13 protein-coding genes and 1 other RNA gene are annotated in these 15248 nt (G+C 46.0%); 8 read left to right on the forward strand and 6 right to left on the reverse strand.

What is annotated here, in order from left to right:
- Positions 1 to 41: 41 nt before the first annotated feature.
- Positions 42 to 2009, reverse strand: a complete 1968-nt coding sequence (locus H7198_RS06685; protein WP_274458971.1) for a mucin-binding protein — start codon at positions 2007 to 2009, stop codon at positions 42 to 44.
- Positions 2010 to 2517: 508 nt separating this feature from the next.
- Between H7198_RS06685 and dnaG the strand changes: the two genes are divergently transcribed.
- The 3 genes from dnaG (at position 2518) to H7198_RS06700 (ending at position 6425) form a co-directional block, all read left to right on the forward strand.
- Positions 2518 to 4440, forward strand: a complete 1923-nt coding sequence (dnaG, locus tag H7198_RS06690) for a DNA primase (RefSeq protein ID WP_274458972.1) — start codon at positions 2518 to 2520, stop codon at positions 4438 to 4440.
- A gap of 8 nt (positions 4441 to 4448) precedes the next feature.
- Positions 4449 to 5741: an RNA polymerase sigma factor RpoD gene (gene rpoD / locus H7198_RS06695; protein ID WP_200769352.1), complete on the forward strand. Its 1293-nt coding sequence runs from the start codon at positions 4449 to 4451 to the stop codon at positions 5739 to 5741.
- A gap of 129 nt (positions 5742 to 5870) precedes the next feature.
- Positions 5871 to 6425 carry a QueT transporter family protein gene (locus H7198_RS06700; protein WP_274458973.1) on the forward strand — a complete coding sequence of 185 codons (555 nt, stop codon included), beginning with the start codon at positions 5871 to 5873 and terminating at the stop codon, positions 6423 to 6425.
- Positions 6426 to 6651: 226 nt separating this feature from the next.
- On the opposite strand, the gene H7198_RS06705 is transcribed toward H7198_RS06700, so the two are convergent.
- Complete coding sequence (locus H7198_RS06705) at positions 6652 to 7686, reverse strand: branched-chain amino acid aminotransferase (protein WP_274458974.1); 1035 nt, start codon at positions 7684 to 7686, stop codon at positions 6652 to 6654.
- Positions 7687 to 7844: 158 nt separating this feature from the next.
- Here H7198_RS06705 and recU point away from each other — a divergent pair, with 158 nt between their 5' ends.
- The 5 genes from recU (at position 7845) to H7198_RS06730 (ending at position 11141) form a co-directional block, all read left to right on the forward strand.
- Positions 7845 to 8531 carry a Holliday junction resolvase RecU gene (gene recU, locus H7198_RS06710; protein ID WP_274458975.1) on the forward strand — a complete coding sequence of 229 codons (687 nt, stop codon included), beginning with the start codon at positions 7845 to 7847 and terminating at the stop codon, positions 8529 to 8531.
- Positions 8528 to 9097: a DUF1273 domain-containing protein gene (locus tag H7198_RS06715; protein WP_274458976.1), complete on the forward strand. Its 570-nt coding sequence runs from the start codon at positions 8528 to 8530 to the stop codon at positions 9095 to 9097. The genes recU and H7198_RS06715 overlap by 4 nt, the downstream gene beginning before the upstream one ends.
- Before the next feature lie 138 nt (positions 9098 to 9235).
- On the forward strand, positions 9236 to 9613 hold the full coding sequence (locus H7198_RS06720; RefSeq protein ID WP_091501393.1) for a cell division regulator GpsB: 378 nt from the start codon (positions 9236 to 9238) through the stop codon (positions 9611 to 9613).
- 48 nt (positions 9614 to 9661) lie between these two features.
- Positions 9662 to 10027, forward strand: an RNA gene (gene rnpB / locus H7198_RS06725) — RNase P RNA component class B.
- Between the two features lie 187 nt (positions 10028 to 10214).
- The gene (locus tag H7198_RS06730; RefSeq protein WP_274458977.1) at positions 10215 to 11141 is read left to right on the forward strand and encodes an aldo/keto reductase; all 927 of its coding nucleotides are present in this window, start codon (positions 10215 to 10217) and stop codon (positions 11139 to 11141) included.
- Between the two features lie 46 nt (positions 11142 to 11187).
- Here the strand turns inward: H7198_RS06730 and fni are convergent, their stop codons facing one another.
- From fni to mvk, 4 genes are read right to left on the reverse strand one after another with little or no spacing between them, the layout of a single operon-like run.
- On the reverse strand, positions 11188 to 12231 hold the full coding sequence (gene fni, locus H7198_RS06735; RefSeq protein WP_274458989.1) for a type 2 isopentenyl-diphosphate Delta-isomerase: 1044 nt from the start codon (positions 12229 to 12231) through the stop codon (positions 11188 to 11190).
- Between the two features lie 12 nt (positions 12232 to 12243).
- Positions 12244 to 13284: a mevalonate kinase family protein gene (locus H7198_RS06740; RefSeq protein ID WP_274458978.1), complete on the reverse strand. Its 1041-nt coding sequence runs from the start codon at positions 13282 to 13284 to the stop codon at positions 12244 to 12246.
- Positions 13277 to 14236: a diphosphomevalonate decarboxylase gene (mvaD, locus tag H7198_RS06745; RefSeq protein WP_274458979.1), complete on the reverse strand. Its 960-nt coding sequence runs from the start codon at positions 14234 to 14236 to the stop codon at positions 13277 to 13279. Before mvaD ends, H7198_RS06740 begins: the two co-directional genes overlap by 8 nt.
- 49 nt (positions 14237 to 14285) lie before the next feature.
- Positions 14286 to 15215: a mevalonate kinase gene (gene mvk / locus H7198_RS06750; RefSeq protein WP_274458980.1), complete on the reverse strand. Its 930-nt coding sequence runs from the start codon at positions 15213 to 15215 to the stop codon at positions 14286 to 14288.
- Positions 15216 to 15248: the final 33 nt, after the last annotated feature.

Here is a 15248-nt window from a genome sequence, read left to right on the forward strand (position 1 = left end):
AATGGCATCTTTGAATTCCTGTGAGTAACGTGGCCTTTTAGTCATGTGCTGATTTCCTTTTTAGTCTTGGGATAATTATACAGTGGACGATGCATAAAATCTGTCCATTTTATCAGCATACGAGCAGCAGGTGTAGCAAAGGCGTTGTTGGCATTGTTGTGGGTGCCGTTGTTTGTACCGTTTGCTGCATTACCACCGTTACCCTTGTTACCACCATTGTTACTTGGTGTTGGGGTAGGAGCAGGGGCACTGTTTTTCTCGTAAGAAATCGTAATCTCGGAACTTTGATCCGTTTCGTTTGCCTTTACGGTCTTGTTCTGGGAATCGTCTTTAACGGTGTAGCCGTCGATGCTGTCGTTTACCTTATCAAAGGTATCGTTACCATCAGCAGACCAGTTGCTTGTTGCAACGAAGTTGCCGTTTTCATCCAAGTATCCAGTACGTTCAAAGGTAACTGATTCGACTTTATCGTCTTGAATCTTATGACCATTTTGATCCACGAAGTGAATGGTACGAGTAACTGTCTTTCGGATATCATCCATGTGACCCTGTGGGTTCTTTGGCGTAACGGGCGTCTGTGAACCCTTGTAGACAATGGTTTCATCAGTTGGGTTCGTATTAACGTTTAGATTAATTGCCGATGCATCGCTAGGGTTTGTGTAAGTAACACCGTCTTTTTCAACCGATGATGGGGCGGTATAAGGGGCGTTTGTCTTGTCACCGTTATCCCAGGTGATGTCGTTCGAGTTGACCAAAGTCTTGGTTACCCAATCATACTCAGCAGTACCGTTGAAGGTAGCCGTTTGATTGATAGAATCCTTAATGACCTTACCCTTAGAATCGACGAAGTGAATCGTGCGGCTAAGGGAACGGGTTAATTGGTTCTTAGCATCTTGACTAATACCGTCCGTCTTAGCGGTTACGTTGGTCTTCTTGTGGTGGTATTGACGTGTGACGGTGCTAGTGTCGCCATCTTTAGCTGTATCAGGATCAACTGTTTGAGCTGCAACGTTTGGGTCCGTTGGATTGACATAACCATCGGCGGACTTGTCAGGAGCAGTGTAGGCATCGAAGCCAGTCTTATTGTTTTCGGCTGTCCAGTTACCGTAACTTGTGACTTTTCCAGTTACCGCATCGGTCGTATTGGTACGAGTATACTTCACTGTTTGGGTGGTTGAACCGAGTGAAGAGTTATTGTTATCGGCATCCACTAAGTTAATGGTACGGGTAACAGTCTTAGACTCGGTTACCGGATTAGAAGCGTGCTTGTAGTATACGTAAATATCCTGGTTAGGGGTTGTTGTTTTATCTGGGTTAGGACCGTAGTTCACGGCCTTTGTCACAGTTTTAGTATTCAGATCACCTGAATCCGCAATTGAAGAAATTGGTTGTCCGTTTTGATCAACAGGTGTTGACTCATAATTTGAAAGGTTTGCCCAATTAGTATTTGTTAAATTCTGTTCAGGGAAGCGGTAAGTATCACCATCAGTTCGTCCAGAACGATCATTTGATTCGTGACCAAATTGTCCCCAATTAGTAATTGTATTCGTCTTAAAGTTGAAGGTTACCCAACGGACTAAGATTCCAGATGACTGTGTTACCGTATCAATGTCTTTAGCGTTAGGATTGTTAATATCATCAATATCGCGTAGGTGAATGGTACGGTTCACCTCAGTTTCCATATCCATACGGTTTAGGTATTTACTTGGGAAAGTAATACCAGATGATTCACCGAAAAGATACTGAGGACCACTTGGAATTTCAAAGTTATAGAAGTAAGTACCAGGGGTTAAGGTGTAGGTACCCTCGGGGTCTGGTTTTGAAGCATCATTTTGAGAGGTTGTTGCAGTTTGTGTTGTGACGGCGTTAACGGGGTGTTCTGATAAGACCGTTGTTGCACCGCCAAGCAGGGCGATGGTCATTGCTGAAACAATAACCCAGTTCTTCTTTACCTTGTGAAGGTACTTGTGGTTGACAACATTGTTTTGTTGGATTAAGTTCTTTAACATAATTTACGCCTCTAACTTAGAACGAATCTAAGTTTTCTTTCTACGCCTTAATAGTAATACTATTGTTACCGAATTGAAACAGTTAATTACAAGTTTTTTTCTAATATTTCGGAAGTTGATTGAAATAAAATCAAATATTTAATAAATATCAAAAATAATATTACTATCTGCTTTGAAATATTATTAATATTACTAACAATCGGTTAGGTTAGTCGCTATATTCCTTTGTTTTTGTCAATAAATAACCTGATTACAGCGATGCAAGGACAAAAAATTATAAGTTAAAGTCATTTAACCTCCAATACAATTGAATTGTTCTAAATTATCGATTTGGACCATTCTAGTAAAGCTAAAAACATTATTCAAGTTTTCATCATGAATTCTAGAAAAATCGATGGGGGGACAGGGCCTTTTCTTTGACAGCAATCGGACTTTTCCCGTATAATAGTAGCTAGATGTTTGACAGATTTTATGGCCATTTTGCGCCCTAAAATAGAAAGGAGGGGCCATGGCAGAGCGAATTCCGCAGCAGGTAATTGATGGAGTTCGTTCGCAGACCAACTTGGTAGACTTGGTCTCTCAGTACACGCAACTTGTGAAGCGTGGTCGGGAGTGGAATGGTTCCTGTCCATTTCACGAGGACCGTCGGCCATCTTTCTTCGTCGATGATAAGAAGCAGGTTTTCCACTGTTTCTCTTGTGGACGTTCTGGAACGGTCTTTTCGTTCTTAATGGAGAAAGAAGGCTACACTTATCCACAGGCGGTTTTGAAACTGGCTGAGGATGAAGGAATTTCTGGTATTGAGAAGTATCAGGGACAGCCATCCGCTCGGCAGGAGAAGTTCCAAAAGATTTATGAACTCTATTCTGCGGCACAGAAACTGTACACTCACATTTTGTTAAACACGACGGCCGGTGAACAAGCTTTATCCTATTTAAAGGATGATCGTCAATTAGACGAAGAGACCATCAAAAAATATGGATTAGGTTTTGTTCCTTCCAATAACGTCTTACTGTCATATGCGCGTGAGCATAATATCGATGAAAAAGTTATGGCGGAAGCCGAGTTATTCATCGACCGTGATGGCGATCTAGTTCGTGACCGCTTTAATAACCGAGTGGTCTGGCCGATTAAAAACGATCGTGGTCAGGTGCTTGGTTTCTCAGGACGTTCCCTAGACCCTGATAATCCAGCCAAGTATATGAATTCACCGGAGTCGCCCTTCTTTAATAAGGGAAAGCTTCTCTATAATCTGGATTTGGCCAAAGGTAACATTCGTTCAGGACAGCCGGCCATGATTTTTGAAGGATTCATGGATGTGATTTCAGCAGCCATGGCCGGAGCCGGTGGGGCGGTTGCCACGATGGGAACTGCTTTGACGGAAGACCACGTGAAGACTTTGGCCAAGTTAACCGATAAGATAACCCTGGTATACGATGGGGATGCACCGGGGCAGAAGGCGGCTAAGCGGTCGATTCCCCTGATTCGCGCTGTGGCACCACAGGTTGAAATTGGTGTGATTGCATTGGCTGATAACCGGGATCCCGACGAAGTTCGCCGTGAGCTTGGTTTACCAGCCTTGAAGCAGGCGCTGGAGCAATCCACCCAGACACCAACCGAGTACTTAATCAACGCCGCCAAGCAGGACAAGAACCTGCAGAATCAGGCCCAGTACCTGGACTTCTTGAAGGAGGCCTGGCCAATTCTGGCTGCGGCAACTCCCGTCGAACAGGATTACTTCTTAAAGAAGATTGCTGAGGACTATGGCTCTTCTTTGGAAGCCCTGCAGTCGGAGTTTTCAGACTATCAGCAGCAACATCCCCAAGGGTTGCAAACGAGCGCCCGGGGTTCTGGGCAGCAACCACCCGCGGCAGGCTATTCTGCTGACAATGTCTGGGATGATTCTTACATCCCAGACATTGACCCCATGGCTGGCCGGAACGACTTTACCCGTACGGTCGAACCAAACTGGCAGGATGCGCCGAAGCCGAAGATTTCACGGGTTGAAAAGGCGGAGCAGGGCCTTCTAATGGCGATGATCAAATCACCGGCCATTCGGGACTATGTTCAGCAGCAGCCGAACTTTTCTTTCGTTCATCCCGAGTACCAGCTTCTGCTTTTGCTCTACGAAGCATTTAGCCAGGAGCAGGGTGCCAGTGATTTTGATTTAGCGGCCTTTATGGATTACGTCCAAAAGCCCGAGTTAAACCAAAAAATGATGGCGATTGACCGTGAGTTTGGTACACTAGAGGCTCAGATGGATGCAGCAAAAGATTACCTGCAGGTAATCATTAACGTTGCCCCATACGAGAGTCAAGTTGCCACACTTCAGCAAAAAATTGCTCAGGCGAAGAATCAGCACGATGATGCCGCGTTGATTTCACTAATGACAGAACTCATCAATCTGAAAAAAGAACACTTTCAGCAATAGGAGAAAAAATGGCAAAGATTACAAGCTCAAGTAAAATTGCAGATATTAAAGCTTACTTAGATGAAAACCACATTGCTTATCATGGTCGTGCACGTAAGGCCGAATTGTTAGCTTTGGCTGAAGGTAAGACGCCGGAAGAAGCGGCTGAAATTGCTGCTAAGGAACCAGCAAAGAAGCCAGCAAAGAAGTCTGGCCCAATCAAGTCAAAGGCTTACGACAAGGCTGTTCGTGAACTGTTGAAGGAATACAAGCCAGCTAAGCAAATTGTTTATGCTGATTTGTCAAAGAAGATTGCTGAACCATTCCGTTTGGACACTGAAAACATCGAACGTTTGATGGAAAAGGTGGAAGACGCCGGTATCGCCATCGTCGATGAAAAGGGTGAACCAGCACCCGAAGTTTTGAAGGCCAAGCAAAACAAGCCTTCAGAAGAAGAACGTGAAGCGGCTGATGCGGCTACTGGAATCAAGATTAACGATCCCGTTCGTATGTACTTGAAGGAAATCGGTAAGGTTCCTTTGTTGAAGGGTGACGAAGAAATCGAGATTTCAAAGCGTATCGAAGCTGGGGATGAAGAAGCCAAGCAAGAATTGGCCGAAGCCAACCTCCGTTTGGTTGTTTCAATCGCTAAGCGTTACGTTGGACGTGGTATGCAGTTCTTGGATTTGATTCAAGAAGGTAACATGGGCTTGATGAAGGCCGTTGATAAGTTCGATTACACGAAGGGATTCAAGTTCTCAACTTATGCAACCTGGTGGATTCGTCAGGCGATTACACGTGCCATTGCCGATCAGGCTCGTACGATTCGAGTTCCTGTTCACATGGTTGAAACCATCAACAAGTTGATTCGTATCCAACGTCAGTTACTTCAAGACCTTGGTCGTGAACCATTGCCTGAAGAAATTGGGGCTGAAATGGATTTGACTGGTGACAAGATCCGTGAAATCTTGAAGATTGCTCAAGAACCCGTTTCATTGGAAACACCAATTGGCGAAGAGGATGATTCACACTTGGGTGACTTCATCGAAGATAACGAAGCCATTTCACCTGCTGATTCAGCGGCTTACGAAATGCTTCGTGATCAATTGGAATCAGTTCTTGACACCTTGACAGACCGTGAAGAAAACGTTTTGCGTTTGCGATTCGGTTTGGAAGACGGCCGTACCCGTACTTTGGAAGAAGTGGGACGTGTCTTCGGTGTTACCCGTGAACGTATCCGTCAGATTGAAGCCAAGGCCTTGCGTAAGCTCCGCCACCCAAGCCGTTCAAAGCACTTGAAGGACTTCATGGACGAAAACTAAATCACTATTTTGAATAATCCGACTCCGGTCGGATTTTATTATGGTTCGTGTCAGGTGAAAGTCTTATGGAGGCCAAATAACCTTTCGCGGTTCGTCTACCATCCCGCGTAAACAAAACTAGGAGTATTTATGAATAACATGGATAAGCGTTCCGTATCACGGACGCAAAACTTGACCCTTACAGCCGTTGTGGCTGCCCTCTACGCTGCCATTACAATGATGGTTGCCCCAATCGGATTTGGACCCGTTCAATTGCGATTGTCAGAAGGGTTGAACCACTTGGCCGCCTGGAACAAGCGTTACGTGGTAGCCTTGTCACTGGGTGTCTTGATTGCCAACTTGGTTTCACCAATGGGTTGGATTGACTGGGTCTTTGGAACTTTGGATACGGTAATTATGACTGGGTTAACTTACTACCTAACTCGTAAGATTGCCTCACCATTGTTGAAGATTGTGATTTCAACGGTTTCTGTTTTGACTGTTGGAATGGCTATTTTGGCAGCTGAATTCACTTTCGCCTTTGCCATCAATGCGGCTGGTTCCTTTGCACCCGACCACGCGGGTTCAATCTGGGCCAACTGGTTGTCATACTACGTATCACTTGTACCAGGAGAATTTGTTTCCCTTGTTGTTGGTGGTATTGTAATTTACGCTTTGTCAAAGTTTGTTGACTTGTCAAAGTAATTGAATGATTGTAATAAAAAAGTCCCGCTGGTTCCTGCCAGCGGGGCTTTTCTAATTGGGTTGGTTGTTTTGATACTGGTTGATGCTAATGTGAATGACAGGCATCAACTCCTTTAAGTAATGGTTTTTCTTTATGAGGAACAGTTCGATATGAGAGATTTTTCTTTATGAGATGATTCAATATGAGAGAGAATTCTTTATGAGTTGTCATTTTATGAGTAATTTTTTAGTCGAGTGGTACATCGACAATCCAGCCAGTAGGGCCTTGTTGGTCACCGTATTGGATGCCAATCAAACGGTCGTACAAAGCTTGTGTTTTAGGTCCAACTTCCGTTTCTGAGTAGAAGACGTGTTTCTTAGCTTGGTGGGTAATGGAGCCAACTGGTGAAATAACAGCGGCTGTTCCCATGGCACCGGCTTCGGCGAATTCATCCAATTCATCAATGCTGATTGGTGTTTCGACAGGGTTCATACCCATTTCCTTGGCCAATTCAAGCAAGGAGAACTTCGTAATTGAAGGTAGGATTGATGGCGACTTTGGCGTCTTGAACTGGCCGTCCTTTGTAATACCGAAGAAGTTGGCTGATCCCAATTCTTCAATGTATTGGTGTTGACGTGGGTCCAAGTAAACAACGTCTGAGAATCCTGCGCGGTGGGCTTCTTCTCCAGGGAGGAGGGAAGCGGCGTAGTTTCCACCGACCTTCGCTTGACCAGTACCACCGTGAGCGGCACGGTCAAATTCTGAGGTCACAAAGGCGGTTGGCTTCATGCCACCAGGGTAGTAAGCACCAACTGGTGTGGCGTAAATGCGGAAGATGAAGTCCTTACCAGGCTTAACCCCAACCATTGGTGTTGTAGCAATTAACATGGGACGCAAGTACAAGGAACCACCGGATTCGTATGGTGGAACGAAGTCTTGGTTGGCCTTCACCACTTCCTTGGCGGCTTCGATAAAGTCTGGTACAGGGTAACCTGCCATCAAGAGTCGTTCGGCTGATTCTCGCATTCGCTTAGCATTTCGATCAGGTCGGAACAAGTTAATGCCACCGTCCTTTCGACGGTAAGCCTTCAAACCTTCGAAGACTTCCTGACCATAGTGCAAGACAACGGCCGCTTCCGATAGCGTAATATTGGAATCAGTGATTAATTTCCCTGGCTCCCAAGCACCATTGTGGTATTCAGCTTGATAGCGGTAGGGAAGGTCTTTGTACGAAAAGTCGAGATTGTCAAAATCCAATTCTTCGGCTGTGAGTTTAGTCATGGGGCAACTTTCCTTCCTGTTTTTTTATTTATTATAGGCAATATATTAAAGTATTATTAGAAAATGTCAAGACTTTTCTCATGAAACTGTCTATTATCTTTTTTGTTAAAAGTCGGCTGTGATAAAATGTAAAAAGAAAATCTGTTAAGGAGGGCGAGATGGTTAACTATCCAAAGGGTGTTTCGCACGGGAATTCATTCGTTTCCAATCAATTAAAAGCCGGCAAGAAAACACAGCGCGGCCTAGTCTTTGGTAAGCGTGGCATGGGCCTTGAAGACGAAATCAACGCGGCCAATGAATACTATCTTGCCGATCACTTAGCAGTCATTTATAAGAAGCCCACGCCCGTCACCATTGTGAAGGTGGATTATCCGGCTCGTTCCGCTGCTAAAATTACGGAGGCCTACTTTCAGAAACCTTCCACCACGGATTACAACGGGGTTTACCAAGGGCGCTACATTGACTTTGACGCTAAGGAAACGAAGAATAAAACTTCTTTCCCAATGAAGAACATCCACGAGCACCAGGTGAACCATCTGGCCAACATTGTTTCTCAGGGGGGCGTTGGTTTTCTTCTTATTAAATTTACCACTCTGGATGAAACATACTTGTATCCAGCACCGGAATTGGTAGCGGCCTGGCAGCGATTGGAAGGGCATAAGTCGATATCCTATGATGAGCTAGTGGCAGATTCTTATCTGGTACGACCTAGTTTGACGCCTTCCTTGGATTACTTAAAGGCGGTTGATTCGTATTTGGATGATTTACTGTCTGGTAAGCGGTCAGACCGTCCCCGTTCGAAGAAGAACAGTGGGGATAGCAACGACCAGGAGCTACCTTCATGAGTCGGATTTGGGTAACGGGTTACCGCTCCTACGAGCTAGGTGTTTTTAAAGATAACGACCCTAAGGTAAAGGTGATTAAGTACGCCTTGAAGCAGCGGTTAGTTGAACAGATTGAGCAGGGGATGGACTGGTTGATTACCGGTGGTCAGCCAGGTATCGAACTTTGGTCAGCAGAATTGGCTAGTGAATTAAAGGTTGATTATCCTGAGTTAAAAGTCGCCGTCTTTGTGCCCTTTGATGGTTTCGGTAAGAACTGGAAGGAAGGCAACCAAGCCAAGTTAGCAAAGGCGAAAAGTGATGCTGATTTTTACGCTGCTACCTATAAAGGTGATTACCAGGGTCCTTTTCAGCTGCAGGGCTACCAGGACTTCATCTTAGAACATAGCGATGGGGCACTTTTAGTTTACGATAAGGAATTTGAAGGTAAGTCTGCATACGATGATAGGGCAATTGAGACTTTTCAAGCCAAGGCCCCATACCCTCTCAGTCGAATCGACATGGAAGATTTGCAAGAGTACGCTAACGATTATCAGGAAGCGGTTAATGAAGCACGCTGGAATGGTTGAAATCTTTAAAATTTAGCACTCATTTAATCTTAGTTGGGAATAATAAAGTCATCCAAAGTGGGGCGAAGTATTGCCCTAGTGCTTTTATACTGGTATGATAAATGTAATTCGAAGAATGAATTCAAAGGAGTGAATCTTTTGGCACAAGTAAAATATACACAAAAAGATATCTACGATCGCGTCTTTAAGCAAAAGCGGATGGGCGTGGGTTACGATCCTGAAGATGTTGATGATTTCCTTGATGGTATCATCTCTGATTACGGGGTTTTCACTAAGCGTATTAAGGAATTGCAAGACCAAGTTGGTCAATTGCAAAACGCTTTGCAAGCAGCACAAAACGAATTGGCTAACGAAGCAACTGCTCCACGTGCCGAAGCGCCTGTTCAAACAGCTGAAACAGTTGTTGAAGAAGCACCAGCTGCTGAACCAAAGGAAGAAGTGCCAACGAACCTTGATTTGATTAAGCGTGTGGCTAACTTGGAACGTGCCGTATTTGGTACAGATCACCAAGCTTAATTTGGTAAAATCTGATAAAATAGGTTGAAGGCCTTTTGGCTTTTGGCAGGTATTGAGTAATTGCGCATCGGTTATCCGGTGTGAGGAAGGTCCATGCTCGCACACTCTGCGATGAGTGTAGTGTTTGTGCTGGGATAAGAAATAAACCCAGGCGTACTTTGTACGACGGCGGCTGAAAAGACTAAGGCTTTGCTATGTCCGAATAGGTCTGAAGGTGCCATAGAAACGTATTTCTAGGTGAAAGCTTAGAATTTGAGACGAGGTAAACCCCACAAGCGGGCAACCCAAACTTTGGTAGGGGCGGCTGAACTAGTGAATTGAAATGATGTTCGGTATGGCTTTAATGCTTAGATAGATGATTACTGAAGGTTAGTGGTCCCCACTGCTAACTGGAACAAAACATGGCCTACAGATACCTGTCGGGGAGCTCGCGTAAGCGGGCTTTTTTTATTGCCTTTTTTGTTTTTGGGTGCTTTTATTTTTTTTGGTGGCCTTCTTTTTACTTTAATTTATTCTTTACCCTTACAATGAATCTAAGCTCGTTTGAAATCGACGGGCCGGCTGTTCTACAATGGTGGTGAAGAAATAAAGGAGGCAATTCATGGCAGAAACAATTTTGCAGAAGACAACTAAGCTATCAAACGGAGTTTTGATGCCAGTCTTTGGACTGGGTGTTTGGAAGTCATCGAATGAGCAGGCTGCTAACTCTGTTCGAACAGCGGTTAAGCATGGCTACCGTTTGATTGATACGGCTAAGCAGTACGGAAATGAAGCCGGAGTTGGTTATGGTATTCAACAGGCCTTGGTTGAGAACCATTTGAACCGTAAGGACCTCTTTGTAACGACAAAAATTTACAATGGTGATCAGGGTTATGAATCAACGCTTGAGAACTTTGATGAGCAATTGAAGCGCTTGCGCTTGACCTATGTCGATTTACTTTTGATTCACTGGCCAGTGGATGACAAGTACGTTGATACCTGGAAGGCCTTAGAAAAGATTTACCATGAAGGTAAGGCGCGTGCTATTGGTGTTTCAAACTTTGATGAAAGTAATTTGGCTGAACTAGAAAAGTTGAATGGCTTGATGCCACAGGTCAACCAAATGGAGTTCAACCCACTTGTTCAGGAGGAACACTTATTGAACAAGATGAACGGATTGGGTATCGCCATGGAAGCTTGGTCACCACTTGGTGGAGGTGAAGCTTTGACGGACCCAGCTGTTAAGAAAATTGCGGATAAGCACGGTAAGACGTCCGCTCAAACAATTTTGCGCTTTGACTACCAGATGGGTGTTATTACCATTCCAAAGTCCGTTCATGAGGAACGCATTATCGCTAACTCACAAATCGATGACTTCGAATTATCCGATGCTGAGATGAAGCAAATTCAAGCAATGGATAAAGAGCAGCGGTCAATCTGGCATGGCGACTTTGCTTGGCACAAGGGTTCCGAAGAAACTGGTACCAAGGATTCGATTTCTCATTGGGATGATACCGATGAGTATCTGAATAAAGAAGTTACTTATTAAGATAAATAAAAAGACGACTCGCTTTGAGTCGTCTTTTTTTATTGCCTTAGAATTGCTGCATACTGTTTTTTAGGTCAGCAGAGTAAAGTCGCTTGGCTTCTCTTAAATCGTTTGGCTTCTTAGCCCCTAGCAAAGTCATGTAGAGGGGGAGTTGCTGCTGCCAAAGTTCAATTTCGGATTGAAGACCGGCCCGCCCGTCACGCATGAGCGTGTCAAGGAAGTGGCCAGCAGAAGAAACGGCGCTGGCACCGAGCATGAGGGCTGTTGTGACGTCCTTGGCCGATTGAATACCACCGGTGGCGATGATTGGGGTTTCAATACCCGCCTTTTCTGCCGCGAGGAGAGATTCCACAGTTGAAAGGCCGAAGGATGAAAGGTCAAGTGGATTTTCATTCTTTCGGTCACGGGCCTGCTCAATTTGGGCAAAGGAAGTGCCGTTACCACCGCCGATGTTAATGGCAGCGGGATGCAGAGCGTCGAGTTGCTTGAGTAAATCAGGTCCCATACCAAAGCCGACTTCTTTAATGATAACAGGTACCGGTGACTTAGCGATAATCGTAGCTAGATTATCGAGCCAGTAGAAGGAACGGTCACCCTCGGCCATGGTAAGTTCCTGACCGACATTGGTGTGAAGCTCGATGGCGTTGGCATCAATCATGTTAACGGCCGCCCGAACGTTTTCAATTGGGTGGTCAGCACCTAGGTTGGCAATGAGGAAACCGTTTGGATTATTTTTACGAACGACTTCGAAAGAATCCGCTTGGTTGGGGTCCTTTAAAGCAACGGACTGGGAACCGACGGCCATGGCGATGTTCGTTACGGCAGCAGTGCTGGCTAAGTCTCCGTTGACCCGCTTCGTTGATTCCGATCCACCGGTCATCGCTTCGATGTAGAAGGGCCAGTCGAAGTCATGACTTAAAAGCTGAACAGATGGTTGCACTTCGTCTAGTGAAATGTCTTGAAGTGGGCCTGGAATCCAGCGAATATCGTCAAAAGTGGCGCCCACTTGTGGATTGGAACCCTCACGCCAGAACTTAGTGGCAAGTGAGAGGTGTTCGTTTTTTCGATTGGACTGGGGTGTGTGCATCAGTCTTTCCTCATCTTAATCTTGGTCAATGACGCTTAGGCCGGCCGTACGGGCGGCCGTTTTTACAGGGAGTAAGCAGTGCTCATCGTCTCCAACAACAAAGCCGTTATCCCCAAATCCGGCGCCAGAAATCTTACCGGCTAGGTTTAAACGCTTGATGATGGATAAAAAGGTGGCGAGCTTTTCGGTTTGGTAGCCGGCAGGAAGAGTGGTGATTAGCGCTTCCTGATTGGCTTCTAAGGCCTTTTTAAAGGCGTCGTAGTCTTTGTCCTGAATTGCCAATTTGGCAGCTTCTACGGCTTTCTTGGACGCAGGGAGTAACTCCGATAAGTCGGTGTTCTTTGCCAGTGCCTTACGAGTTGAAGCTGGCTGGCGACTCGCAACAATTTGAAAAGTCCAACCGCTTGGCCAGTTTAAGGGTGTTACATCCATTTTTGACCAATCCAGGTTATCATAGTCAGCTATCTGCCAGTCCTTCTTTTCTGCTAGCCAAGCTGGGGCTTGGTAGAAGATGGATTGATTGTAGGTGGCCGTGGCAATATCACCAAGTGAGCCAGAACCTTGCACTAAGTAGTGGGCAAAGGCGGCTTCCTTGAAGACTGCCGTGGGGTTATCATCTGCCAATAAGCTTTCGTGAAGGGCCTTAATGATGGCCACGGTGACGGCGGCTGAAGAACCCAATCCAAGCTTTCCTTCTTTGGATTTCATGGTGGAGCGAATTGAAAGTGTCACCGTGTGTAACGGTTTGGCACCGGCAGAGAAGAGTTGCTGCTGTGCTTGATGGAAGACGGCTAAGGCTGCCCGTATAAAAGTCCATGAGCCAGTTGCTAGGTCGGCGGTACTAATCGCTTGTACCTTGTCCCAATTCGTTTGGTAGGGTGCCTCGTATTGGTCAGATTCTAGAATAATCTGATTCGTTGTTGTATTCGTATGTATATCAACCGTCATACCACGGTCAACGGCTGCAATGATAGCCGGTTGTCCTGGCGTGGTAACGGCGTATTCTCCGGCTAAGAAGAGTTTACCGGGGACGGTGATGTGTAAAGGTTTATTCATAGGAAATGCCTGGTCCTGGAGTTGCAATGTCGAATTGAATTTTACGGAAGCGTTCGGTTAAGTAAGCTTTGATGTCTTCGGCCTGTTCTAGACTGGTGATGATTTTGACGTTTGGACCAGCATCCATCGTGGCGTAAGCAATGTAGCCCTTGGCACGGAGTACTTTGACCTCTTCCATGACTTTCATTGTGTTTTGGTTAAAGTAGGTGAAGCGCCGGTCAGTGGCGGTCAAGTTGAGACCATGCATGGCCAGGGCGTTTGCTTCGGCAATTTGACCGACACGCTCGAGGTCGGCATTTTGTAGGGCGACTTTCATGTCTTCTAACTGCTTGGCTGACTCTTTTACCCAAGCGTCGTAGTTAGGTGAGGTTTGGGCTCGGCGCATGCCGTCCGATGATGAAACCTTCTTGATTGTCCCGGAAATCTTGCAGACAACGAGGGCGATTGGAAGGTTTGGTACGTCGTAGTGGTGGGCGAAGGAGCTCTTGTCATCATGCCCCTTGTCCCAAATGGCAAAGTCAGGGAAGAAGGAGCGGGTGGCAGAGCCTGAGCCACGACGGGCTAAGCAGGAAAGTTCTTCTAATGAAAGGTCCCAATTGTTGTGCTTCGCAACGGCTGCCGTCAGTGCCGCAAAGGATGAGGCAGAGGAAGCAAGACCAGCTGAAAGGGGCACCTTGTTTTCTGAAATGACGCGGAGGGGTGGAAAGTCGCCCATTTCTTCTCGTAAGACGTTCAAAAACTCATGGACGCGCTTGCTGTCTTGCTTTAACTCGTTAATCATTAGTGAGTCTTCATCGGCTTCTTCTACACGAGTCTTGGTGTAGTACTCATTTAGAGTAAGTGAGAGTGATGAAGTTGTTGGTAAATTCAAAATGGGATCAGCTTTTCCCCAATATTTGATAAAGGCGATGTTCGTGTGGGCGATTGCCGTTTGACCTTTTGTTTCCGACATGGAAAGCTCCTTTTGCTTTTAAAAGTAATGGCAGGGTAGTGGGGATGGTTTAGAGCGGTTGAATCCAAGTTTCTTGTGCGCCGGCCCTTTGCAAGGCTTCGGCAATTTGAACTGCTTCTTCATCGTTGTCGGCTAATGCCAGCATGGCACCACCAATACCGGAACCGGTTAGTTTTGCACCGAGTGCGCCGGCATCAATAGCGGCTGAAACCAGCTTATCCAGCTTTGGATGAGAGACCTGTAAGGCCTGCAAGTCCTGGTGGGCTGAAGTGAAGAGCTGACCCAGTGTGACGGGGTCGTTTTCAGCTAGAGCTTCCTTTACGGCGTAAGCTAACTTACCTAAATGCTCGATGGCAGCCCAGGAAGCGTCGTAGTTGACCTTGAGTTGCTCGCGGACAATGTTGACAGCACGAACGGTTTGTCCGCGCACACCAGTGTCTGCTAGAACGAGAGTGGCATCGAGGTCTGTTTCAAAGGTTGAACAGACTTTATTTTGAAACCAAACGGGTTCTTCGGCTGAAACAGTTGCTGCATCGATGCCCGAAGGCGAACCGTGGGAGATGTTTTCGGCTAGCGACGTATAGTGTGCCAATTGGTCATCGCTAAGTGGCAATTCCTGCCAAGCAAAGAAGGCCCGGGTAATGGCGGTTGCCAAGGCAGCCGATGCACCGAAACCACGCTCCTGTGGGATGATGGACTCAATTTCAAGGAGGAAGCCCTTTTGACCGAGATTCTGGTCTTCCAAGAGGGCAACGATGAGTTGACGAATACCTTCGAGGTCAGCACCAAGTTCGGAGAGTTCGATTGCCTGGCCGGCCAAAATTAATGTTTGACCCTTTTCAAGACTTTGAAAGGTAGCGGAAACTTCTAGATTTAAAAGGGGGATGGCCACAGCTGGCTGATTATAGACAACTGCGTGATCCCCAATAAGGATGGCCTTGGCGTGTGAACGCCCGGTTCCGATATTATGATTTTTCATATTAAAGACTCCAATTAATAAACATATTGTACC

Origin of the sequence: Fructobacillus sp. CRL 2054 (assembly GCF_028764065.1) — a bacterium.
Taxonomy (GTDB): Bacteria; Bacillota; Bacilli; order Lactobacillales; family Lactobacillaceae; genus Fructobacillus.